General features: G+C 61.6%; 19 protein-coding genes. 12 read left to right on the top strand and 7 right to left on the bottom strand.

Annotation, left to right across the window (positions count from 1 at the left end; translation table 11 throughout):
* Positions 1 to 3: 3 nt before the first annotated feature.
* Complete coding sequence (gene bluB, locus C3Y91_RS23455) at positions 4 to 693, top strand: 5,6-dimethylbenzimidazole synthase (protein ID WP_130797888.1); 690 nt, start codon at positions 4 to 6, stop codon at positions 691 to 693.
* Positions 694 to 768: 75 nt separating this feature from the next.
* Here bluB and C3Y91_RS23450 read toward each other — a convergent pair whose 3' ends face one another.
* The gene (locus tag C3Y91_RS23450) at positions 769 to 1,857 is read right to left on the bottom strand and encodes a DUF2865 domain-containing protein (protein WP_024321859.1); all 1,089 of its coding nucleotides are present in this window, start codon (positions 1,855 to 1,857) and stop codon (positions 769 to 771) included.
* A 379-nt stretch (positions 1,858 to 2,236) separates the two neighbouring features.
* On the opposite strand from C3Y91_RS23450, the gene C3Y91_RS23445 reads away from it, so the two are divergent.
* Entirely contained in the window at positions 2,237 to 2,770 is a 534-nt protein-coding gene (locus C3Y91_RS23445) for a ribonuclease H family protein (RefSeq protein ID WP_130672667.1), read from the top strand.
* 171 nt (positions 2,771 to 2,941) lie between these two features.
* On the opposite strand, the gene C3Y91_RS23440 is transcribed toward C3Y91_RS23445, so the two are convergent.
* Together C3Y91_RS23440 and C3Y91_RS23435 are read right to left on the bottom strand one after the other, a co-directional pair.
* Positions 2,942 to 5,254: an NADP-dependent malic enzyme gene (locus tag C3Y91_RS23440; protein ID WP_024321857.1), complete on the bottom strand. Its 2,313-nt coding sequence runs from the start codon at positions 5,252 to 5,254 to the stop codon at positions 2,942 to 2,944.
* Between the two features lie 154 nt (positions 5,255 to 5,408).
* The gene (locus tag C3Y91_RS23435; protein WP_168575840.1) at positions 5,409 to 6,029 is read right to left on the bottom strand and encodes an NADPH-dependent F420 reductase; all 621 of its coding nucleotides are present in this window, start codon (positions 6,027 to 6,029) and stop codon (positions 5,409 to 5,411) included.
* A 103-nt stretch (positions 6,030 to 6,132) separates the two neighbouring features.
* Here C3Y91_RS23435 and C3Y91_RS23430 point away from each other — a divergent pair, with 103 nt between their 5' ends.
* Both C3Y91_RS23430 and C3Y91_RS23425 read left to right on the top strand, forming a co-directional pair.
* Entirely contained in the window at positions 6,133 to 7,020 is an 888-nt protein-coding gene (locus C3Y91_RS23430) for a LysR family transcriptional regulator (protein WP_130691103.1), read from the top strand.
* 185 nt (positions 7,021 to 7,205) lie between these two features.
* The gene (locus tag C3Y91_RS23425) at positions 7,206 to 8,645 is read left to right on the top strand and encodes an FAD-binding oxidoreductase (RefSeq protein ID WP_168575839.1); all 1,440 of its coding nucleotides are present in this window, start codon (positions 7,206 to 7,208) and stop codon (positions 8,643 to 8,645) included.
* A gap of 300 nt (positions 8,646 to 8,945) precedes the next feature.
* Here the strand turns inward: C3Y91_RS23425 and C3Y91_RS23420 are convergent, their stop codons facing one another.
* The gene (locus C3Y91_RS23420; protein ID WP_168575838.1) at positions 8,946 to 9,695 is read right to left on the bottom strand and encodes a histidine phosphatase family protein; all 750 of its coding nucleotides are present in this window, start codon (positions 9,693 to 9,695) and stop codon (positions 8,946 to 8,948) included.
* Between the two features lie 212 nt (positions 9,696 to 9,907).
* On the opposite strand from C3Y91_RS23420, the gene C3Y91_RS23410 reads away from it, so the two are divergent.
* Positions 9,908 to 10,750: a UDP-2,3-diacylglucosamine diphosphatase gene (locus C3Y91_RS23410; RefSeq protein ID WP_024321852.1), complete on the top strand. Its 843-nt coding sequence runs from the start codon at positions 9,908 to 9,910 to the stop codon at positions 10,748 to 10,750.
* A gap of 225 nt (positions 10,751 to 10,975) precedes the next feature.
* Positions 10,976 to 12,196 (top strand): MFS transporter, encoded by a 1,221-nt coding sequence (locus C3Y91_RS23405; protein ID WP_128412172.1) that lies wholly within the window; start codon positions 10,976 to 10,978, stop codon positions 12,194 to 12,196.
* Here the strand turns inward: C3Y91_RS23405 and dgcA are convergent.
* Positions 12,148 to 13,131 carry an N-acetyl-D-Glu racemase DgcA gene (gene dgcA, locus C3Y91_RS23400; RefSeq protein WP_075225826.1) on the bottom strand — a complete coding sequence of 328 codons (984 nt, stop codon included), beginning with the start codon at positions 13,129 to 13,131 and terminating at the stop codon, positions 12,148 to 12,150. The two genes, C3Y91_RS23405 and dgcA, sit on opposite strands and share 49 nt — an antisense overlap.
* A gap of 102 nt (positions 13,132 to 13,233) precedes the next feature.
* On the opposite strand from dgcA, the gene C3Y91_RS23395 reads away from it, so the two are divergent.
* From C3Y91_RS23395 to C3Y91_RS23375, 5 genes are all read left to right on the top strand, one after another.
* A complete protein-coding gene (locus C3Y91_RS23395) occupies positions 13,234 to 14,403 on the top strand; it encodes an MlaE family lipid ABC transporter permease subunit (protein WP_018072309.1) in 1,170 nt (389 codons plus the stop codon).
* Position 14,404: 1 nt separating this feature from the next.
* Positions 14,405 to 15,250 carry an ABC transporter ATP-binding protein gene (locus tag C3Y91_RS23390; protein ID WP_003559847.1) on the top strand — a complete coding sequence of 282 codons (846 nt, stop codon included), beginning with the start codon at positions 14,405 to 14,407 and terminating at the stop codon, positions 15,248 to 15,250.
* A gap of 9 nt (positions 15,251 to 15,259) precedes the next feature.
* On the top strand, positions 15,260 to 16,630 hold the full coding sequence (locus C3Y91_RS23385; protein ID WP_018072308.1) for an MlaD family protein: 1,371 nt from the start codon (positions 15,260 to 15,262) through the stop codon (positions 16,628 to 16,630).
* Between the two features lie 24 nt (positions 16,631 to 16,654).
* Positions 16,655 to 17,266: an ABC-type transport auxiliary lipoprotein family protein gene (locus C3Y91_RS23380; protein ID WP_075225825.1), complete on the top strand. Its 612-nt coding sequence runs from the start codon at positions 16,655 to 16,657 to the stop codon at positions 17,264 to 17,266.
* 146 nt (positions 17,267 to 17,412) lie between these two features.
* Complete coding sequence (locus C3Y91_RS23375) at positions 17,413 to 18,666, top strand: sensor domain-containing diguanylate cyclase (protein ID WP_168575848.1); 1,254 nt, start codon at positions 17,413 to 17,415, stop codon at positions 18,664 to 18,666.
* A 101-nt stretch (positions 18,667 to 18,767) separates the two neighbouring features.
* Here C3Y91_RS23375 and C3Y91_RS23370 read toward each other — a convergent pair whose 3' ends face one another.
* On the bottom strand, positions 18,768 to 19,643 hold the full coding sequence (locus tag C3Y91_RS23370) for a D-alanyl-D-alanine carboxypeptidase family protein (RefSeq protein WP_168575837.1): 876 nt from the start codon (positions 19,641 to 19,643) through the stop codon (positions 18,768 to 18,770).
* A 386-nt stretch (positions 19,644 to 20,029) separates the two neighbouring features.
* Between C3Y91_RS23370 and C3Y91_RS23365 the strand changes: the two genes are divergently transcribed.
* Positions 20,030 to 20,779, top strand: a complete 750-nt coding sequence (locus tag C3Y91_RS23365) for an aminoacyl--tRNA ligase-related protein (protein WP_130686493.1) — start codon at positions 20,030 to 20,032, stop codon at positions 20,777 to 20,779.
* Positions 20,780 to 20,833: 54 nt separating this feature from the next.
* Here C3Y91_RS23365 and C3Y91_RS23360 read toward each other — a convergent pair whose 3' ends face one another.
* The gene (locus tag C3Y91_RS23360) at positions 20,834 to 21,394 is read right to left on the bottom strand and encodes a cysteine hydrolase family protein (RefSeq protein WP_075225823.1); all 561 of its coding nucleotides are present in this window, start codon (positions 21,392 to 21,394) and stop codon (positions 20,834 to 20,836) included.
* Between the last annotated feature and the right edge of the window lie 22 nt (positions 21,395 to 21,416).

Raw genomic sequence — 21,416 nt, 5'->3', positions numbered from 1 at the left:
ACGATGCGACCCTTTGATGAGGATGCCCTTTCGGTGGCGTCCGGTTTTTCTTTGGCCGAACGCGAGGCCGTCTATCATGCGATCATGACGCGGCGGGACGTCCGCAGCCAGTTCCTGCCCGATCCCTTGCCGGACGAACTTGTGCAGCGGCTGCTGACGGCCGCCCACCACGCGCCCTCAGTCGGCTTCATGCAGCCGTGGAATTTCATTCTGGTGAAAAGCGCAACCGTGCAGGCGCGCGTCCGGGATGCTTTTGCGAGGGCCAATGAGGAGGCGGCGCTGATGTTCGAAGGCGAACGGCGGCAGGCCTACCGCTCGCTCAAGCTCGAAGGCATTGTCGAGGCGCCGCTCGGCATATGCGTGACCTGCGATCCCACGCGCAGTGGCAGCGTAGTGTTGGGGCGCACGCACAATCCGAGGATGGATAGCTATTCCACAGTCTGCGCCATCCAGAACCTCTGGCTTGCGGCGCGGGCGGAAGGGGTCGGCATCGGCTGGGTCAGCATCTTTCATGAAGGCGACCTGAAGAGCATTCTCGGCATACCCGAGCATATCGAGGTGGTCGCCTGGCTCTGTGCCGGTTTCGTCGATCGGCTCTATGACGAGCCGGAACTCTCCGTCAAAGGCTGGCGGCAGCGGCTGCCGCTCGATGAACTCGTCTTTCATGATGGATGGGGACAGAGCGAGCCCTAAATCAAGCGCGTCGCATCGAAGATGCATGTCGTAGTCCCAAAACCGCTGCGCAGTTTTGGGTGGCATGATTTGATATCACTGCTGTTGTGGCTGCGGGCCAGGCGTTGCCGGATTGGCGAGGTCGATCGAGCCCTGATCGCCGGCCAGAAACTGCGGGCCGACCTGACGGACGCGGTTCTGCGTGGGATCGTAGGGGCGCTCGGGAACGGATGGTTGCGGCGCGGCGGCATCCTTCGCCGGGGGATTGGTGCGGATGGTGGTGATGGAGCCCTGCTGCGGCGGTTCGCTCACCGCCTGCTTGGAGCGCATCTCCTCATAATAGGCGGTGAGATTGCAGGCGCAGGAGGATTTTTCCCCGGGCGTGCGGTTCTTGTAGGCAAAGGCATTTTTCATGGCGCTGTAGGGCGTGCCCGTTGCGACCGAGATCATGTTCGAGGCTTCGGTGCTCGTCACGTCACGATAGAATAGTTCGGTCTCGATGCCCGGGCACATCTTGGCGCAGGTCTGGGCGTCGCGGCCGAAATCGACCGACGTGGCGTTCGAGCTGATCGGGAAGAAGCCGCCGTCGCAGCTGCGCACGCACATGGTGCTGACCGGAGATAGCATCTCGGCCCGCGGCACGCCGTAACGCGGATCGACCTCGTCACCGCCGCCGAGCGGAATGAAGGTATCGGTGCGCATCGCCTGTTCCTCGACGCTCGGAGCCGGTTCGTTGGCGCTGCGATCGCTCGGGGCATAGAAGTTTTCGCTGTTGCAGCCATTGCGGTCGAGAGCGGCAATCAGTTCGCGCCGCGCGCCGTCATCGGCGCCGTTCTGGCCGGCCAGCTCGTCGCGGCGGTCCTGGAGATAGCGGATGTTGTCGATCATGCGGGCTTCGGACTGCGAGAGCTCGGCGCAATAATCGGCATTCTCGCCGCCGATGACGACCATGCTGCCCGAGGTGCAGCCGTTGCCGCGCAGCTCGTTGCGGACCTTGCGCAGCTCGAGGTTCTGCTCGGCCATGGCGCTGGCATATTGGCGCACTTCCGGGCCGTTGTTATTGCCGATCGACCGCGGCAGGTCGGCCAAGCGACCGCGCAGATCCTCACAGATAGTAGTTGTCTGCGCCGCGGCGGGCGCTGCGAAGGCAAGGAGGAGGGCAAGAGACAGGTTTCGGCGTTTCACGGCGTCGTCCCGGAATGAGCAAAGAATCGATCGGTCGATTGCGGCCTCGATAGCCGCGCGTTGTCTCTTAGCGTGTTTCTCTTAATAAGCTTGGAGATATTCCTAGCGCATTTTCGCGATTTTATCCAGCAAATGCGGGTGGTCCCTCTGTCGGGGAATCTGCTGTGCCGCCAAAAGCGGGACCTCCTTCTTTCAATTTTCCGGCGCTTGATTCTTCTTCTCGTTCGCCAGCATATCGGCAAGCTGTTGCGCGACATCAGGATCCGGCACGACTGGCCAATGCCGCGCTTGCGGCGCCGGTTGGGTTTACAGGCGACCGCGTGCACGGTATCGGCCAGCCACTTCGGCGGGCGCGGCCAAGGCGAGAAGGACGGCGAAAATGACAGACATTTCCAACGAGCTCCGCTCCCCTGCAGCGACAGTCGGGATACCCGAAGCCCAACACGGCCTCCACGTCTTCGTGGACGGTTGCTATGAACCCGGTTCCGGGCACGGGGGCTGGGCATTCGTCGCTTATCGTGATGCCGCGGAAATTGCCTCTGGCTTCGGTGGCGTCGAAGACTCCGCCAATAATTCGATGGAATTGACCGCCGTCCTCAAGGCGGCAATCTGGATCAACAGCGATACAAGCGGCGAGCCCGCGACCATCTGGTCCGATTCCGTCTATGCCGTCAAAGGCTGCAACAGCCGGCGGCATATATGGAGGAACAACGGCTGGAGGAAAGGCAACCCCAATGGGAATGCCCGAAACCGAACGATCGGCAATGTGGAACTCTGGAAAGCAGTCGATCTTCGACTATCCCAGAACGCTCTGGTGACCATTGCCTGGTGCAAGGGCCATGCCGGCATTGCCGGTAACGAACGCGCGGATGCGCTTGCGGATAGAGGACGCCTGTCGTTGCGGGGTGCCTGATATGGCATCAGGACATATGTCGGAGCGGCTTCGATGGCCGCTCGTACTAAAGATTTTATCCTAGGCCCCGCAGCGTGATATCTGCTTGATATCAACCGGCTGCAGATGCTCGGGACAAGCCCGAGCATGACGAAAGAGGAGTTGGCCGACTTGTCAGCAGTCTAAGCCGGCTCAGGCCGGTTGCGATGCCTCGACGACGGCGAGTGCCGCCATATTGACGACGCCGCGGGAGGTGACCGAGGGGGCGAGAATGTGGGCGGGCAAGGCGGTGCCGAGCAAGATCGGGCCAACATGCAGGCCGTCCGTCATCGACTTTACCACGCCAAGCGTGATGTTGGCGGCATCGAGGTTCGGGAAGACCAGGAGGTTCGCCTCGTCGTGCAGGGTCGTGTCCGGCATGACGCGCTTGCGCAGTGCCTCGGTGATGGCGCTTTCGCCGTGCATCTCACCGTCGACCTCAAGGTCGGGCGCGGCTTCGCGTACGAGCTGCAAGGCGTTGCGCATCTTCGTGGCGCTTTCGGATTCACGCGAGCCGAAATTGGAATGCGAGACCAGAGCGGCGCGCGGCGTGAGGCCGAAACGGCGGATTTCCTCGGCCGCCAGCACCGTCGCCTCGGCGACCTCCTCGGCGGTCGGATTGAAGGTGACATAGGTGTCGGTGAAGAAGGTAGCGCCGCGCTGCGAGATCATCAGGCTGAGGGCCGAGAAATCGCGGACATCCTTGCGCTTGCCGATGATCAGGCGGACGTCGCGCAGATGCTTCTCGTAACGGCCTTCGAGGCCGCAGATCAGCGCATCGGCCTCGCCGCGCCTCAGCGCCAGCGCGCCGATGACGGTGGTGTTGGTGCGCACGATCGTGCGGGCGGCTTCCGGGATGACGCCGCGGCGGCCGACGAGGGAGAAATAGAGATCGACATATTCGCGGAAGCGCGGATCGTCTTCCGGGTTGATGACCTCGAAATCCTGCAGCGGCCGAATGCGCAGGCCGTAGCGCTTCAGGCGTGTCTCGATGACTTGCGGGCGGCCGATCAGGATCGGTTCGGCAAGGCCTTCCTCGAGCAGCACCTGGGCGGCGCGCAGCACGCGCTCGTCCTCGCCTTCGGAAAAGATGACGCGCTTGCGCTCGGCGGCCTTGGCCGCGGTGAAGATCGGCTTCATGACGAAGCCTGAGCGGAAGACGAAGCGGTTCAACTGGTCGAGATAGGCGTCGAAATCCTGGATCGGGCGGCGCGCGACGCCGCTCTGTTCGGCGGCCTTGGCAACGGCGGGCGCGATGCGCAGGATCAGACGCGGATCGAAGGGCGAGGGGATCAGGTAATCGGGGCCGAAGACCGGGGTCTCGCCGGAATAGGCACGCGCGGCAACATCGGACGGCTCTTCGCGGGCAAGGGCTGCGATGGCGCGCACGGCCGCCATCTTCATTTCCTCATTGATCGTCTCGGCGCCGCAATCGAGCGCGCCGCGGAAGATATAAGGGAAGCAGAGGACGTTGTTGACCTGGTTGGCGAAATCCGAGCGGCCGGTACAGATCATTGCGTCGGGGCGGGCGGCACGGGCGAGATCGGGCATGATCTCCGGCGTCGGATTGGCGAGCGCCATGATCAGCGGTTTGTCGGCCATCTGCGCCAGCAGTTCCGGCTTCAGCACGCCGGCGGCGGACAGGCCCAGGAAGACGTCGGCGCCGCCGATATTTTCGGCCAGCGTGCGCGTCTCGCTCTTTTGGGCATAGATGGATTTCCATTCGTCCATCAGCTCGAGCCGGCCCTCATAGACGAGGCCTTCGAGATCGTGGACCCAGATGTTTTCACGCTTCGCCCCGAGAATGACCAGCAGGTTGAGGCAGGCAAGCGCGGCGGCGCCCGCGCCTGAGGCGACGATCTTGACGTTCTCGATGGCCTTGCCGGCGAGTTCCAGCCCGTTCAGGATCGCGGCGGCAACGATGATCGCCGTGCCGTGCTGGTCGTCGTGGAAGACGGGGATCTTCATCTTCTCGCGCAGGCGCCGCTCGACCTCGAAACATTCCGGCGCCTTGATGTCTTCGAGGTTGATGCCGCCGAAAGTCGGCTCCAGCGAGGCGATGGTCGAAACCATCTGGTCGACGCCTGGGGCATCGATCTCGATGTCGAAGACGTCGATGCCGGCGAATTTCTTGAAGAGCACGGCCTTGCCCTCCATGACCGGCTTGGAGGCGAGCGGGCCGATATTGCCGAGGCCGAGAACGGCGGTGCCATTGGAGATGACGGCGACGAGATTGGCGCGCGAGGTATATTCGGCCGCCATTTCGGGATTGTCGCGAATGGCAAGGCAAGGCGCGGCAACGCCGGGCGAATAGGCGAGCGCCAGGTCGCGCTGGTTGCCGAGCGGCTTGGTCGCCTGGATCTCCAGCTTGCCGGGGCGGGGATAGCGGTGGAAGAAAAGCGCCTGCTCGTCGAGATCGCCGCTCGTCAGGTTCTTTTCCGTCTTCGATTTTTCCGGGTGATCCATCGCCGCCTCCGTGCACGTCTTTTGAGCTCCCTCCATACATCAATCGGATACGGGCGACAGTATGGAAATGGCGGAGTTGGCGAGTTTTTGTCCGGGCAATAAAACATCCCGCCCTTGCGGACGGGATGTCGGTCCTGCCGGTCGATGGGAGACCTCAGGCGGCGATGTTCGTCCATGCCGGGGCAATGGCGGTTCCGCGGCCGAGGCCGTAGCCGAGACGGATATTGAGCATGCCCAGCGGCTCCAGGAGTTTGGCGGCGTCGAGGCCTCCGGTCTTTTCGACGGCAAATCCTGCGTCGACGACCAGCCTGGAAACCTTTTCCACCGCGTCTTCGTCATTTCCGGCGACAAATACCGGCACCCTGGCCGTGGCATCGCGGGACGCGTTGAAGAGTTCGGCGAAGATGGTGTTGAAGGCCTTGACCACCTTGGCGCCGGCCGCGGCATTCTGGATTTTGTCGGCGGCGGAGGTCTCGTGGCCGAAGAGCAGACCGGAGAAATCAGGCTTCAGGGGATTGCTGATGTCGACGACGATCTTGCCCGAGAGCGACGGCGAGGCGGCAATCTCGAGGGCGCTGGCATAGGGAACGGCGAGGATGACGATCTCCGCGGCGGCGATCGCCTCTGCAATGGTGGCACTTTCAACACCGAGGCTTTCGGCAAGGCTGCGCGCGGCCTGATCGTTGCGTCCCGCGACGATCAGATCAGTCTTCCCGGCAAGGCGTGCGGCCAGGCCCTTGCCCATGTTTCCGATGCCGATAATTGCAGTCTTCATCGTTCTGTCTCCTGTTTGCGATGCGATGGTCACAGGGATACATCCAAAACATTCCGTCGTTAATTGCGTTGATTCCGATAACCGAGTTGCATAAAAGTATCGAATGCCTGATCTCCTGAACTTGCAGACCCTCATTGCCGCCGCGACATCGGGAAGCTTTGCCGGAGCGGCGAAGCGGCTCGGCATTTCGCCCGCTATGGTCGGCAGACGTATTCAGGCGCTGGAGCAGGAGTATGGGGTCAAGCTGATCGAACGCACGACGCGCACGCAGCGGCTGACCGAGGTCGGATCCCGCTTCCTCGTCAAGGCAAACAGAATCATCGACGAGCTGGAGGAACTCAACGAGATCGCTTGCCCCGACGCCGAGGCCATGTCGGGACGCCTGCGTCTAAGCGCTCCGACGACATTGGGAATCAAGCGGCTTGCGCCCGTGATGGCCGAACTCGCGGAGCGGCATCCGGCACTTTCGGTCGAGCTCAATCTCAGCGACCGCAATGTCGACTTGGTGGCCGAGGGGTATGATCTGGCGATCCGGATCGGCGAATTGAAGCCCTCGTCGCTCATCGCGCGGCGCGTCGGCAGTTATCATTTTGTCTGCTGCGCGTCTCCGGCATATCTCGATAGGTTTTCCGTGCCGGAGAATCCCGAGGATCTTCGCCTTGGCCGTTGCATCCTCAACCTCAATCTCGTTCCCCGCGACGAATGGCCGTTCGAGACAGAGGCCGGGGAGAGTTTCACGGTGGGTGTTCGCGGCAACATCGAGATCGACAATGGAGAGGCGTTGCGGACGGCAGCACTTGTCGGGGCAGGCATCATCTACGTCCCGGTGGATCTCGTGGCGGAAGACATAGCGGATGGCAGGCTCGTGGAAGTTCTCGCCGGCTGGCGGAAACTGGTGCTGCCGATCCACGCCATTTATCCATCACGCCGGTTCGTGCCCGGCAGGATTGGCGCGATCATTGATGCCATTGCTCGGGGGCTGCGGGATTAGGGATTGTTCCGCCGCGTGCGGGATTGCCGCCGCAGTCATCGATTTCCCATGAAAATTCAATAGGAAGTCGCTTCATTTCTTTGCTGCCGCCGAGGGCTAATCCTTTTCGAAACTTGTTTGAGGACCGCAGCAAGCGCAAAATGCCGGCCGCGACGGTGCGGGGCGCCGGTCGCATGGAGGAAATCATGGACAATTTGAACCTGACGACCCTGCAAAGGGGGCAGACGATGGTCAATGACGTGGCCATCGATGCTTTTGCCGCCGGATTTCGCGGCAGTCTCCTGACCAGTAAAGACATGGATTACAACGAGGCGCGGACGATCTGGAATGCGATGATCGACCGCCGGCCCGGGCTTATCGCGCGCTGCGCCGGTGCTGCCGATGTTATGCGGGCGGTGCGGTTTGCACGCGACAATAATTTGCTCGTTTCGGTGCGTGGCGGCGGCCACGGCATTGCCGGCAATGCGGTCTGCGAGGGCGGCATCGTCATCGACCTGTCGGCGATGAAATCGGTGCGGGTCGATCCGCAAACGCGGCGCGCCAGGATCGAGCCGGGCGCAACACTTGCCGATGTCGACCAGGAAACGCTGGCCTTCGGGCTGGCGCTGCCGACCGGCATCAATTCCACCACCGGCATCGCCGGGCTGACGCTCGGCGGCGGCTTCGGCTGGCTGACCCGCAAATTCGGGCTGACCATCGACAATCTGCTATCGGTTGATGTGGTGACGGCCGACGGCGAGTTGGTCAAGGCGAGCGAGACGGAAAAGCCTGATCTCTTCTGGGCGTTGCGCGGCGGAGGCGGCAATTTCGGCGTCGTCACTTCCTTCGAATTCATGCTCAACCCTCTCAACACGGAGGTTCTTGCTGGGCTGGTCGTGCATCCCTTTGCTGATGCGGAAACGGTGCTCAAGGAGTACCGGCAGGCGCTGGAAGCGGCACCCGATGAACTGACCTGCTGGGTGGTGATGCGCCAGGCGCCGCCGTTGCCGTTCCTTCCCACTGAATCGCACGGCAAGGAGATTGTCGTGCTGGCCATGTGTTATTGCGGGGATATCGCGGCGGGAGAAAAGGCGACGGCCAGATTGCGCGCGATCGGAAAGCCTATCGCCGACGTCGTCGGCCCGGTGCCGTTCACCGGCTGGCAGCAGGCATTCGATCCGCTGTTGACGCCCGGGGCGCGCAATTACTGGAAGAGCCAGGATTTCGCCTCTCTCTCCGATGCGGCGATCGAGGTTCTGCTCAATGCCGTCCGCAAGCTGCCCGGCCCGGAATGCGAGATCTTCATTGGCCATGTCGGTGGTGCGGCTGGCCGCGTGGCCACCGAGGCCACCGCATTTCCGCAACGCAGCTCGCATTTCGTCATGAATGTGCATGCGCGCTGGCGTGAGGCCGGGATGGACGGAAGCTGCATCGGCTGGGCGCGGGAGCTCTTCGAGGCAACCAAGCCGCATTCGGTCGGCACTGCCTACATCAACTTCATGCCGGAGGATGAGGTCGATCGGGTCGAAAGCGCTTATGGCGCCAATTACGGCCGCCTTGCGGAAATCAAGCGGCGGTACGATCCGAACAATCTGTTCCGGATGAACCAGAACGTCAAACCCATGGCGGCGGTGCGCGCTGCCTGATGGGAATGGCGTGAAATCAAGGCGTTGGAGCCTGCGCCGCGCGTTCGCTTAACGCGCGGCGGATCTGCCCGAGGCGAGCCGCAACCGCGCGGTGACGTCGCTTCAATGCATTGAGGCCATCCTCATTAAGGAGTCGGTTTGTTGCCAACGTCCTGGCGATCAAGGGGCTTTAGTTTGGGGAGCAATGGCCGCATGCCGCATTGATGTTCGTTGCGCTCGAGGATTGGACCGAACGCGGCGCTGACAATTCGGTGAGCGTGACCCGCCACAGGTTTTGTAGCGGCGCTCTGCAAGGCGTCGCTATCCGCCGGGCTTCGGCGTGATCGTCACGTCAGCGCCATAGGCATCGCGCAGTTCGCTTTCCTGTCCCGGCTGCCGGTCGGCGGCCTGATGCAGCAGGATCGAATCGTATCCTTGCGAGCGCGTCCCCTCGATCAGGGTGATATCGGCGTTTCCGGGGTTGTCGGAGCGCTCGAACCACTCGACGGGGCGGTGCAGGAAATTCATTTCGACCGCCCGGTTGGTGACGCCATGGCCGACGATCACGACGTTGTGGTCGCTATTTTCGGCATCGTGCATGACGGTTTGCAGGAACAGGCGCACCCGCTGGGCCACATCCGCCCGGCTTTCGCCATCCGGTGGCCGTGCGTAGAACTTGCCGCTGTTGCTGCGCAGCCTCGCCCATTTTTCGAACTCCTCGGGAAACTTCTGCTTCTGTTCGGCGTGGTCGTAGATTTCGGTGAAGAGACCGAAATCCTGCTCGCGCAGAAGATAATCTTCCCTGATATCGCCGATGAAACTTTCCGGCAGGGCTTCGAGCAGCGCATCCTTGCTCTGCCGAGTCCTCAGAAAGGGCGAATACCAGATCTGCAGCTTGCCGAAACCCGCGCTCGGCAATGCTTGCAGATAGGAGGCGATCACGCCGCCTGCTTCGAGAGCCTGCCGATGGCCCCACTGCGTCAGCGGCACATTGTGATCGCCGAATTGGCGGTAGGCCTGCTCGTTGATGTTGCCGAGGGATTCGCCGTGGCGAACGAGAAAGAGACGCATCAGCCATCCCGCATTGTCGGATATGGAATCGGCGCCATCATGAACGCCCTGAATGCGCAGGGCAACCTTATCGGCGGGCCTGGCGGCGACGGGCATGCTGTCCGCGCGGCGACGGGACTACTACCCGCGCGGAATGAACAGGTTTGCAGGGCTTTTCCCCAGCTTGTCATCTTCCTGAAACACGAGTCTGGTTTTGGAAGGCTAGATGAAAGATGGGACATGAGCGGCAGCTCGTGAAAGACATGATGGAACCCAGACATTTCCGCACGCTCTTCATTTCCGATGTCCATCTCGGCTCGAAGGCCGCGAAGGCCGACTTCCTGCTGGATTTCCTCCGCCACCACGAGGCCGATACGATCGTGCTCGTCGGCGACATCGTCGACGGCTGGCGGCTGAAGCGCAGCTGGTATTGGCCACAGGTCTGCAACGACGTCGTCCAGAAGTTGTTGCGCAAGGCGCGTAAGGGCACGCGCGTCGTCTATATTCCCGGCAATCACGACGAATTCCTGCGTGCCTTCCCGGGCATGCATTTCGGCGGCATCGAAGTCGTCGAGCGCATGATGCATGACGGCGCCGACGGCAAGAAATACCTGATCCTGCACGGCGACGAGTTCGACGTCGTGGTGCGCAACGCCCGACTGCTGGCCTATCTCGGCGACTGGGCCTATGACACGGCGATCCGCATCAACATCATCCTGGCGGCGGTGCGCCGCCGGCTCGGCATGCCCTACTGGTCGTTCTCGGCCTGGGCGAAGCTGCAGGTCAAACATGCCGTCAATTTCATTGGCGAATTTGAGCGTGTCGTGGCCGAGGAAGCCCGCAAAAACGGTGCCGACGGGGTGATCTGCGGACATATCCACCATGCCATCATCCAGGACATGGACGGCATCCGCTACATCAATACCGGCGATTGGGTGGAAAGCTGCACGGCGGTCGCCGAGCACGAGGATGGCACGTTCGAACTGATCACCTGGCGGGCGCTTGCCAGTAGCGTGCCGGCGCTTGCCGCCATCGAAATGCATGATGAGGGCGAACTGGCCCCGCAGGCCGCTTGATTCTGGCGGCGGCGCATCCGCGCCCGCGCTTTACAGCGCCGCGCGTCTTTTCAGACGCACAAAGGACGCCGTAAACACTTAAAATAATACAGTAGGTATTTGGCCGTTACCGTTTGGCGACAGGCCCTATTTATTTTCTAAAACGTTTCAGAACGGCTATTTCTCGCAATAGTCGCCTCCAGGGTGGTGTGTTAGGACAACGTCCAGTTTCCTTCAGGTCCACCAATGATTCCCGCTCAAAATTCCCCGACGGGTGAGGGAGCGCCGCCGCGCTTTCGGCTGCTCAGCGCGCTTTCCTACTGCGCGCCGCTGCTCGTCAACGGCATCGTCCTGCCTTTCTTTCCCGTGTGGCTCGCAACCCACAGCTTCAGCGACCACGAGATCGGCATCATCCTTGCCATACCGATGGTGGTTCGCGTGCTGGTAGCGCCTGTCGTCGCCATGATCGCCGATCGATTGAAGGAGCGTGCCGACGTGCTGCTCTGGTCGGGCGGCCTGTCGCTACTGACGGCGATCGCGCTCTTCTGGACGACGACCTTCTGGCCCGTCACGATCGTCTATGCGTTGCAGGGCGCCACCTTCGCGCCCTATGTGCCCGTCGTCGAATCAATCGTCATCTCGGGTGTGCGCCGCTGGGGGCTCGATTACGGATCGATGCGCGTATGGGGCTCGATCGCCTTCATCGTCTCGACGCTGGTCGGCGGCCAGCTGATCAGTCGGTGGGGCGGCGAAATGGTGCTGCCGGTCATGGTCTTCGGCTTTATCATGACCGTGGTCATGGCGATCTTCTGTCCGCGTATCGGACCGACGCGACGGCGCGGCCAGCCGATCAACATTCCGGCAGCCACCGGCAGCGGCCTGCGCGAGCCGCATCTTCTGCTGCTTCTGATCGGCGTCGCCATCCAGCAGTCGAGCCATGCGGTGCTGAACGCTTTTTCCTCGATCTACTGGCATCAGCTTGGCTTCTCCGGTACGCAAGTCGGCCTGCTCTGGAGCGCCGGCGTCGCTTCGGAAGTGACGGTGTTCTTCCTGTCGAAGCGTCTCAACCGTCGCTTCGACGCCTGGACGCTGATCCGCTTCGGCTGCGCCATCAGTGTCTGCCGCTGGATCCTGTTTCCGATGAATACAGGCTTTGCCGGTTTCTTCCTGCTGCAATGTTTCCATGGCTTCACCTACGCCTTCGTGCATACCGGCGTGCAGCGGCGGATCGTGGCGACCGTGCAGGAAACGCAGGAATCATCGGCGCAGGGCGCGTATTTCTTCTATGTCGGCATGGCGATGGCGCTGATGACCCTGGCGTCGGGTTATCTCTATGCCTGGCTCGGCGTCGTCAGCTACTACGTCATGGCCGTGGTCGCGTTCTCCGGCCTCGGCATCGTCATCTTCGCCTATTATCTTCAGCCCCAGAGGGTGCTTTCGGGCGGAAAGACCAGGGAAGCGGCGTAACGCAGGCCGGGTTCGCGGTCGCGGGCAAGGAGCAGCGGGCCGTCGAGATCGACGAAATCGGCATTCTGGGCGAGCAGAACGGCGGGCGCCATGGCAAGCGAGGTGCCGACCATGCAGCCGATCATGATACTGAATCCGAGTCGTTCGGCCTCGGCCTTCATCGACAGCGCCTCCGTCAGGCCGCCGGTCTTGTCGAGCTTGATGTTGATCGCGTCGTAGCGGTCGGCAAGGCTTGCGAGATCGCCGGTGTGGTGGACACTCTCATCGGCGCAGACGAGGAGCGGGCGGCGGATTTCGGCGAGCAGCCCATCGCGGCCGGCCGGCAGTGGTTGCTCGACGAGGGCTATGCCTGCTTCCGCGGCGATATGGAGATGACGCTCCAACACCGCTTCCGGCCAGCCCTCATTGGCATCAAGGATGATTTCGGCATCGGGTGCTGCTGCGCGGACGGCGCGGATGCGGCTTTCATCGTCGCCGGTGCCGACCTTGACCTTGAGCAGGGCGCGGCCGGCATGCTCACGCGCCTGGGCGGCCATCACCTCCGGCTCACCGAGCGAGATGGTGTAGGCGGTGGTGAGCGGCTTCAGAGCGGCAAGGCCGAGGCGGGTGGCGACGCTGTCTCCTGTCTGCTTTGCCTCGAGGTCCCAGAGGGCGCAGTCGACGGCGTTGCGGGCCGCACCCGGCGGCATGGCCGACAGCAGGTCATGGCGCGAAATGCCGGCCTCGATCAGCGGTCGCGCCGCTTCGATCTGGGCGAAAACGCTCTGCATGGTCTCGCCGTAGCGGCGGTAAGGCACGCATTCGCCGAGCCCATGCGCACCCTCTTCGACAAGCGTGCAGGTGATGACCTCGGCTTCGGTCTTTGCCCCGCGCGAGATGGTGAAGGTCCCGGCAATCGGAAAGGAATTCATCTGGATATCGAGGGTGCGCGGCATTATTGCTCTCCTGCGAGCATGGAAATTGCACGGTGCTTCTGTATATTGACGCGCCGGGCGACGAACGATCTGCTTCGCGATTCGGCAATGTCGCTGTAAGCCTTGAAAGACACAAGTATCTTGAACGCCGAGAATCGCAACGCCGCCTCCCTTGATGTGGACGACCAGGCTGATGGCTCGGGACAGCGTGTGCGTCTTCAGGGAAATTGGCGTAGCGCCTACATCCATCTAGTGTTGCGCGATTTCGAAAAGCTGCTGCAGAAGAAGACCGGCGACCTCACGGTAGACCTCTCTAATATATCGGAGATCGACACCGCCGGCATCTGGCTGCTGTGCCGGCTGAAGAAGCAAGAAGAGGCGGGCGGGCGAGCGGTTCGCTTCGAAGGCACCAACCCGCATATCGACGAAATGCTGGAGATGTTTTCCGAGGAGCCGGCCAAGCCCGAGCCGGAGCAGACGGAGAAAGTCTCGCTTGTTGCGCGCATCTTCGCGCCGATCGGCAAAATGACCTATGAGGTCTGGGACAATTTCGCTGCCGCCATGTATATCCTCGGCTCGGCGGTGCGCGGCGCGCAGATGAAGTTCGGCCGCGGCAGCGGCGTTTCGCCGGCCTCGATCGTCAACCAGATCGACCATATGGGCGTTCGCGCCGTTCCGATCATTCTTTTGATGTCGTTTCTGATCGGGGCGATCATCGCCCAGCAGGGCGCCTTTCAGCTGCGCTACTTCGGCGCTGAGGTTTTCGTCGTCGATCTCGTCGGCATCCTGCAATTACGCGAAATCGGCGTGCTTCTAACCTCGATCATGATCGCCGGCCGCTCGGGCAGCGCGATCACCGCCGAAATCGGCTCGATGAAGATGCGCGAGGAGATCGACGCGCTGAAAGTGATGGGCCTGAACCCGATCGGCGTGCTGATCTTCCCGCGGCTGGTGGCGCTGACCATCGCGCTGCCGCTTTTGACGGTGCTGGCAAATTTCGCCTCGCTCGGGGGTGCTGCCGCCGTCGCCTGGGGCTATTCCGGCATCACCTTCGCCAACTTCCTGTCGCGCCTGCACGAGGCGGTGACGTTGTCGACGGTTCTGTCGGGCATGATCAAGGCGCCGTTCATGGCGCTGGTCATCGGCATCGTCGCCGCCGTCGAGGGGCTGAAGGTCGGTGGCAGCGCGGAATCCCTCGGCCAGCACGTGACGGCCGCGGTGGTGAAGGCGATTTTCGTCGTCATCCTGATGGACGGGCTTTTTGCGATGTTCTATGCAGCGATCGATTTCTAGGATGGCGGACCGCGTGGACGAGAAACCGATCGATACGGAAGACAAGGACGAAAGGGACATCGTGCTGTCGGCGCGCGACGTCACCGTCGGCTTCGGCTCCAAGGTCGTGCTCGACAATCTGAACCTCAATATCTACCGCGGCGAGATCCTCGGCTTCGTCGGCGCGTCCGGCACCGGCAAATCGGTGCTGATGCGCACCGTGCTCCGGCTGCTGCCGCGCCGCTCCGGCACGATCAAGATCCTCGGCCAGGATTTCGACGAACTCGACGAGCCGCAGCGCAACGCGCTCGACATGCGGCTTGGCGTGCTGTTCCAGCAGGGGGCACTGTTTTCGTCGCTGACGGTCAAGGAAAATATCCAGGTGCCGATGCGCGAATATCTCGACCTGCCGACCTCGCTGATGGACGAACTGGCGCATCTGAAGATCCGTATGGTCGGGCTTGCAGCCGATGCCGCCGACAAATATCCGTCCGAACTGTCCGGCGGCATGATCAAGCGCGCAGCCCTTGCGCGCGCGCTGTCACTCGATCCGGAACTCGTCTTCCTGGACGAGCCGACCTCCGGCCTCGACCCGATCGGCGCGGCCGAATTCGACGAACTGATCGCCAACCTGCGCGATAGTCTGGGATTGACCGTGTATATGGTCACGCACGACCTCGACAGCCTGTTTTCGGTCTGCGACCGTATTGCCGTGCTCGGAAAGAAGCGAGTAATGGTGGAAGGCACGATCGACGACATGCTGGCCTATGACGATCCGTGGGTGCAGGCCTACTTCAAGGGCAAACGCGCGCGGTCGATCGTGCCGCAGAACGCTGCTGCCGCGCGGCACGACAGCAGCGGAAAGTGACCGGATAAGATGGAAACCAAAGCCAATTACACGATTGTCGGTTTTTTCACGGTGCTGGTGATCGCGGCTGCCTTCGGCTTCGTCTACTGGATGGCCGAATACGGCCGCGGCGGCCCGATGACGGAACTGATCGTTCGTATTCCGGGCTCGGCCAACGGCCTCAGCGTCGGCTCGCCGGTGCGCTTCAACGGCATCCAGATCGGCTCGGTGCAGACGCTGTCGATCGATGCCGACGATCCGCAATATTCGCTGGCCTTCACCCAGGTGCGCACCGATGCGCCGATCTACCCCTCGACCAAGGCCGCCCTTGAAATTCAGGGCTTGACCGGCGCTGCCTATATCGAGCTGTCAGGCGGCCGCAAGGGCGAGGAAAGCATCCTCCAGCATGCGATCGACAACGGCAAACGCGCCGTCATCGTCGCCGACCAGTCGAGCGTCACCAATCTGCTGGCGACGGCCGACAAGATCCTCGATCGCGCTAACGACGCGGTCGGCGAACTTCAGGGTTTTATCGAAGATTCGCGCGGGCCGCTGACCGAGACGTTCAAGAATGCCGAAACGTTCTCGGATGCACTGGCCAAGAATTCCGGCAATATCGACTCCTTCCTGCAGAGCGTCGGCCAGCTTTCGGAGACAGTGAAGGCGGTTTCCGGCCGCGTCGACTCGACGCTTCAAGCCGTCGAATCGCTGGTCAAGGCGGTCGATGCGCAGAAGATCGACAACATCGTCTCCAATGCCGAGAAGATTACCGCCAATGTCGCCGATGCCTCGGGCGACCTCAAGGGCGCGATCCAGAAGTTCGACCAGACGGCCACCACCTTCAATGATTTCGGCAAGCAGGCGCAGGCCACACTCGACCGCGTCGATACGCTCGTTGCCCAGATCGATCCGGCGAAGGTGAAGGGCTCAGTCGACGATATCTCGCAGGCGACCAAGGACGCGCGCGCCGCCGTAGCCTCGATCCGCGATGTCGCCAACACGGTTTCGGCGCGCCAGAAAGATATCGACCAGACGATCCAGGACGTGTCGCAGCTTTCCAACAAGCTGAATTCGGCCTCGACCCGCATCGACGGCATTCTCATCAAGGTCGATGCGCTGCTCGGCACCGACAATACGCAATCGCTGTTCACTGAAGCGCGCGATACGCTGGAATCCTTCAAGAAGGTGGCCGACAACCTGAATTCGCGCATCGGGCCGATCGCCGACAATCTGCAGAAATTTTCGAGTGGCGGCTTGCGCGACGTGCAGACTCTCGTCAACGACATGCGCGGAACCGTGAGCAATCTGAACGATACGATCACCAACTTCGACCGCAATCCGCAACGCCTGATCTTCGGCGGGGACACGGTCAAGCAATATGACGGCCGGACGCGGCGTTAACTGGGAAATCAGGGGTAGCCTAATATGGTCGCATCGCATCTGTTGTCGCGCCGTTCTTGGATCAGGGGAACGGTGATCGCGCTGCCGCTGACGGCGCTGATCCTTTCCGGGTGCGGCACCGCGGCCAAGAACGACACCTATGATCTGCCCGCCGCCGTCGACGGCAGCGGACCCGCGGCCAAATCCCGCCAGGTCCTGATCGCCAGCCCGACGGCGCTAAGGTCGCTCGACAGCGAGCAGATCGTCATCCGTGTTTCGCCTTCGGAAATCCAGTATCTCTCCAAGGCGCAGTGGGGCGACAAGCTGCCGCGCATAGTGCAGTCGAAGCTGGTGGAAGCCTTCGAGAACTCGGGCAAGCTCGGCGGCGTCGGCATGCCGGGGCAGGGGCTGGCGATCGACTACCAGATCGTCACCGATATCCGCTCCTTCGAGATCGATGCTTCGAACGGCAACCAGGCGGTGGTCGAGATCTCCGCCAAGATCCTCAACGACCGCAACGGCTCGGTGCGCGCCCAGAAGGTGTTCCGCGCCATGGCGCCGTCCGGCGGCGACAATGACGGCTTCGTCAAAGGCCTCGACCGCGCCTTCTCCACGGTTGCCTCCGAGATCGTCAGTTGGACGCTGCGCTCAATCTGAACTGGAATTCCGAGGTCGCCCCGTGAATATCGAGGGTTGTCGATTCTGAAAAATATTTGACCCCATGGCTTAGGGGCCGCCATCGTATTCAATTTCTTCATGAATTTATGGAACGCATCATGCATCCCTTTCAGGAGGAATGCTGCATGGTGGCTGCACGGGTCTTCGGGAAATCGTCATTGGAGGCGATCCAACGCGAAAATGATCGCCTGGCTGCGCTGCAGCAGCTCGATCTCCTCGACACTCCGAGGGACGAGGGCTTCGAACGGATCGTACGCCTGATAAAGGAGATCTTTTCCATCGACATCGGCATCGTCTCACTGATCGATGCGCATCGGCAATGGTACACGGCTTGCTCCGGCCTTTCGGCCGACGAGGTGTCGCGCGAAGACACGTTCTGCCGCTACGTCGTGGACTGTGAAAGCCCTGTTGTCGTGCAGGACGCTACCAAGGACTCGCGGTTTTCGCAGCATCCTTCGGTGACGGGCGAGGACAATATTCGTTTTTATGCCGGTGTGCCGTTGAGAACAAAAGCCGGGCACATGATCGGAACGGTATGCGCGATCGACCGCAGGCCACGATCGTTCGGCAACAGAGATCTCGGCATTCTCGAGGAGCTGGCAGGCGCCGCGATGGACCGCATCGAGCTCATGCAGTCGGCCGCCATCGACAGCCTCACCGAGGCGATGACGCGGCGTGCCTTCAAGCAGGAGGCCGATCAGCTCATTTCGCTCGCTCTGCGGCACAAGCACGATCTTTCATGCATCGTTTTCGATATCGACCATTTCAAGAAGGTGAACGATACGCATGGGCACGCGGCCGGAGACGAGGTCCTCAAGGCGGTCGCATCGACCTGTAAGACGACCCTTCGAGCCGGTGATCTGTTTGGTCGTCTTGGCGGCGAGGAATTTGCCGTCATCCTGCCGCATGTCGATCGGGAAGGTGCTGCCGCAGTCGCCGAGAAACTCAGAGCCGCCATCGCCTCTGAGATCATTCGCGGCGATCATGGCGCCCTGACCGTTACAGCCAGCTTCGGAACGTCGGCACTCTCGATCGTCAGCAAGGAGATCGAGACCCTGCTGGCTCAGGCGGATGCGGCGATGTATCAGGCCAAGCATGGCGGACGGAATCGTTGCGTGTCGTGGATTTCCATCCACGCCGATCACGCCATTGGCGCTCGACGGCGGGTGCTGAAGGCGGGTTCGATCCTGTTCAACGATCGACGCTCGACCATCGACTGCACCGTCAAATCCATCGGCTCGGAGAGCGCCGGCATTTCGGTCTCCAATACATCAGGCATCCCTTCGGAATTCGTTCTTGCCATCAAAGGCGAAGGATTCGAAACGAATTGCAGGGTGATCGCGCAAGACCGGCAGCATCTGGAAGTGGCTTTCAGATAAGCCGTTAGAGCGCCGTGCGTCCTTTCGGACGCATAATCGCTTCTGATTTTCCGGCCGATGCGCTAGCAAAAACCTGCCGGCAGGTCTCTGCTCATCGGGGGCTACTTGGTCGGTTGCGAATCCGTCATCGTCGCTCCCGGCTGGCTGCCTGGTGTCGTGGAAGCTGTGGCGGTCGATGACGGCGACAGGGTGCTGTCCAGGAGGCTTGCCATCTTGTCGTCGCGTATGCTCGCGGTCTTTTCGCCCATGACGACGCCGACCACGCGGCGGCCATCCTTCAGGGCCGACGTCACGACATTGTAGCCTGATGCGTCGGTGTAGCCGGTCTTGATGCCGTCGACGCCGTCATAACGATACATGAGGTTGTTGTGGCCGCGGAACTTCATGCCGCGAAACTGGAAGCCGCGCATGGAGAAGAGCTTGAACTCCTCGGGAAAGTCGCGCATCAGCGAAACGCCGAGTGTCGCCATATCTCGCGCCGTCGTGACCTGAGCAGGATCCGGAAGGCCCGAGGGATTCCGGAAGACCGTATCCTTCATGCCGAGCTGGTGTGCCTTGTCGGTCATGACAGTGGCGAAAGCCTGTTCGGAGCCGCCAAGCTGCTCGGCAATCGCCACGGCCGCATCATTGGCAGACAGCACGACAATGCTTTCGACCGCTTCACGCAGCGTCACCTTTCGGCCTGCGCCGATGGCAAGCTTGAAGGGCTCCTTGCTCTCGGCATTTTCCGACATGGTGAGCTTCTGATCCCAGGCGAGGCGCCCGTCATGCAGGGCCTCGAAGGCGAGATAGAGCGTCATCATCTTGGTCAGCGACGCCGGATAGTTCAGCTCGTCCTGATTGGAGGCTTCGAGGACCTGACCGGACTGTGCATCCACGACGAAGCTTGCCTGGCCAGCCTCAGCCAGTGTGAAAGTGCCCATCAGGAAAGCGGAAGAGAGCGCGGTGGCAAGGAGCCTGGAGGTCGTCTTGGTCATCAATGTTGCTGTCTCTATCGTTTGGACGGTCGAGTGAGCCGTTCACTAAATGCTGCGGATCGGAAATGTTTGTGACGGAATGAAGGACAGGGGGCAACAAAAAAGGGCTATCCACAGATGATCCCTTTTGTCTCACCGTCTCGGTTTTGACCTCGCCGCGCCCGTTTGACAATGCGCAGCACGGCACGTAGAGAATTCGCCATGAGCACGAAGAGCGCGCCCATGTCCCGTCATATCAGCACCTGCCCGCAGGTCGCGATCGTGCGCGCTCTTGGCGGACGAGGTCTTCGCGTCCTGCTGTGACGTCAGGGCGCTAGGCGTCCGGCGCACTGCTGGACGTAAAGCCCCTCACCACGTCAATCAAGGTTGCCAGGGAGACAGGCACCGTGCTCAATATTTATCATGTCAATTCGCTCGTCCATTGGGAGGAGCGCGAGATCCATCTGCGCGATCATATGATCGGCTTCTTCTCGCAAGAGGTCCGCAGTTTTCTCAGATCCGTCAATCCGGCCTGGGACGTCAGGAGGGTCGAGGCGCCGGCGCTGATGCCGCGGTCGCTGGTTTCAAGCGCCTATTCGAACGCCGGTATCTGGGTTCAGGAACAGCTCTCCGCCAGCGATGCTATGCTGGTGCTGAGACCGGAGACCACGCCGTCGACCTACATCTACATGCAGCATATTCTCGGAAATCACTCGAAGACACGGCTGCCGCTCTGCGTCTGGCAGGCCGGCAAATCCTATCGTCGTGAGCAGGAGCAGCCGACCAAGCACATGCGGCTGAAGGAATTCTGGCAGCTCGAATTCCAGTGCGCCTTCACGGCCGATAGCGGCAACGACTATCATGCCGCCTGCCTCGAGCCGGTCCGCCGCATGATCGCATCGCTGATCCATCTGCCGACGCGGATCGTACCCTCCGACCGGCTGCCGGCCTATTCCGAGGTGACTGTCGATATCGAGGTCGACAATGGCGACAAGTGGATGGAGGTCTGCTCGATCTCGCGACGTACGGATTTTCCGCAGCGCTACCGGTCGCAGCCGAAGAAGGGAGCGGCTGTCGACCACGACGTTCTCGTGCTTGAGATCGCCATCGGCCTCGATCGGTGCATTTATAACTGGTGCATAGCCGCAGATCGGTGAAATATCGGGAACCGGGATCACCAAGCGGTCCCGGTTCCCGTGTGGCCCGAAAATCTATGAAAAGTCGATCTCGGCGGCGGGGCGGATTTCTACCGTCGCCTTGCCCGCATCGAAACCATCGAGCGTTTCATTGTGATGAGCGATGATCTCGGAGGAGGTGAAGGTCGCCGTGTCGCCGGTCATGTGACCATCGGCAATCAACGTCACATCATATCCGAGCGACACGGCTCGCCTGACTGTCGTGTCGACGCAGAATTGGGACATGCATCCACCGACGACGAGGTGAGTGACCGATCGTTCGCCCAAGCGTTCTCCAAGATCGGTCTCGAAGAAGGAGTCGGCGCTTTTCTTGCGTACAACGACCTCGGCCTGCCTCGGCGCGATCTCGTCGCGGAGCGCCCAACCCGGCGTGCCGACAGCCAATCGATGGCTGCTGTCGCCGTCATGCTGAACGAGTACGATCGGCGCGCCTGCCCGCCGAGCTTTTTCCTGTAGCGCGGCCAGCCGTGCGACGGTCTCGTCGAGCGCGGCATCGACTTGAGGTTGCCGCTCTGGCGAGGCTTTGCCGGAGAGGATGGCATTCTGGACGTCGATGATCACAAGGGCCTTGGTCATGTCGGGAAGGTTTCCGTGGCTG

The sequence above is a fragment of the Rhizobium ruizarguesonis genome (assembly GCF_012349115.1).
Classification (GTDB): Bacteria; Pseudomonadota; Alphaproteobacteria; order Rhizobiales; family Rhizobiaceae; genus Rhizobium; species Rhizobium ruizarguesonis.
The sequence above is the reverse complement of the archived record's forward strand: the minus strand, read 5'-3'. Positions and strand labels throughout refer to the sequence as shown.

What these genes read in the sequence shown, in the direction of transcription:
- C3Y91_RS23420 (WP_168575838.1), bottom strand. Translation starts at nt 9,695, where the DNA reads ATGCGTCTCTTTCTCGTTCGCCACGGCGAATCCCTCGGCAACATCAAC.
- C3Y91_RS23435 (WP_168575840.1), bottom strand. Translation starts at nt 6,029, where the DNA reads ATGAAGACTGCAATTATCGGCATCGGAAACATGGGCAAGGGCCTGGCC.
- C3Y91_RS23410 (WP_024321852.1), top strand. Translation starts at nt 9,908, where the DNA reads ATGGGACATGAGCGGCAGCTCGTGAAAGACATGATGGAACCCAGACAT.
- C3Y91_RS23370 (WP_168575837.1), bottom strand. Translation starts at nt 19,643, where the DNA reads ATGACCAAGACGACCTCCAGGCTCCTTGCCACCGCGCTCTCTTCCGCT.
- C3Y91_RS23375 (WP_168575848.1), top strand. Translation starts at nt 17,413, where the DNA reads ATGGTGGCTGCACGGGTCTTCGGGAAATCGTCATTGGAGGCGATCCAA.
- C3Y91_RS23425 (WP_168575839.1), top strand. Translation starts at nt 7,206, where the DNA reads ATGGACAATTTGAACCTGACGACCCTGCAAAGGGGGCAGACGATGGTC.
- C3Y91_RS23360 (WP_075225823.1), bottom strand. Translation starts at nt 21,394, where the DNA reads ATGACCAAGGCCCTTGTGATCATCGACGTCCAGAATGCCATCCTCTCC.
- C3Y91_RS23390 (WP_003559847.1), top strand. Translation starts at nt 14,405, where the DNA reads ATGGCGGACCGCGTGGACGAGAAACCGATCGATACGGAAGACAAGGAC.
- C3Y91_RS23380 (WP_075225825.1), top strand. Translation starts at nt 16,655, where the DNA reads ATGGTCGCATCGCATCTGTTGTCGCGCCGTTCTTGGATCAGGGGAACG.
- C3Y91_RS23445 (WP_130672667.1), top strand. Translation starts at nt 2,237, where the DNA reads ATGACAGACATTTCCAACGAGCTCCGCTCCCCTGCAGCGACAGTCGGG.
- C3Y91_RS23430 (WP_130691103.1), top strand. Translation starts at nt 6,133, where the DNA reads ATGCCTGATCTCCTGAACTTGCAGACCCTCATTGCCGCCGCGACATCG.
- C3Y91_RS23385 (WP_018072308.1), top strand. Translation starts at nt 15,260, where the DNA reads ATGGAAACCAAAGCCAATTACACGATTGTCGGTTTTTTCACGGTGCTG.
- dgcA (WP_075225826.1), bottom strand. Translation starts at nt 13,131, where the DNA reads ATGCCGCGCACCCTCGATATCCAGATGAATTCCTTTCCGATTGCCGGG.
- C3Y91_RS23405 (WP_128412172.1), top strand. Translation starts at nt 10,976, where the DNA reads ATGATTCCCGCTCAAAATTCCCCGACGGGTGAGGGAGCGCCGCCGCGC.
- bluB (WP_130797888.1), top strand. Translation starts at nt 4, where the DNA reads ATGCGACCCTTTGATGAGGATGCCCTTTCGGTGGCGTCCGGTTTTTCT.
- C3Y91_RS23440 (WP_024321857.1), bottom strand. Translation starts at nt 5,254, where the DNA reads ATGGATCACCCGGAAAAATCGAAGACGGAAAAGAACCTGACGAGCGGC.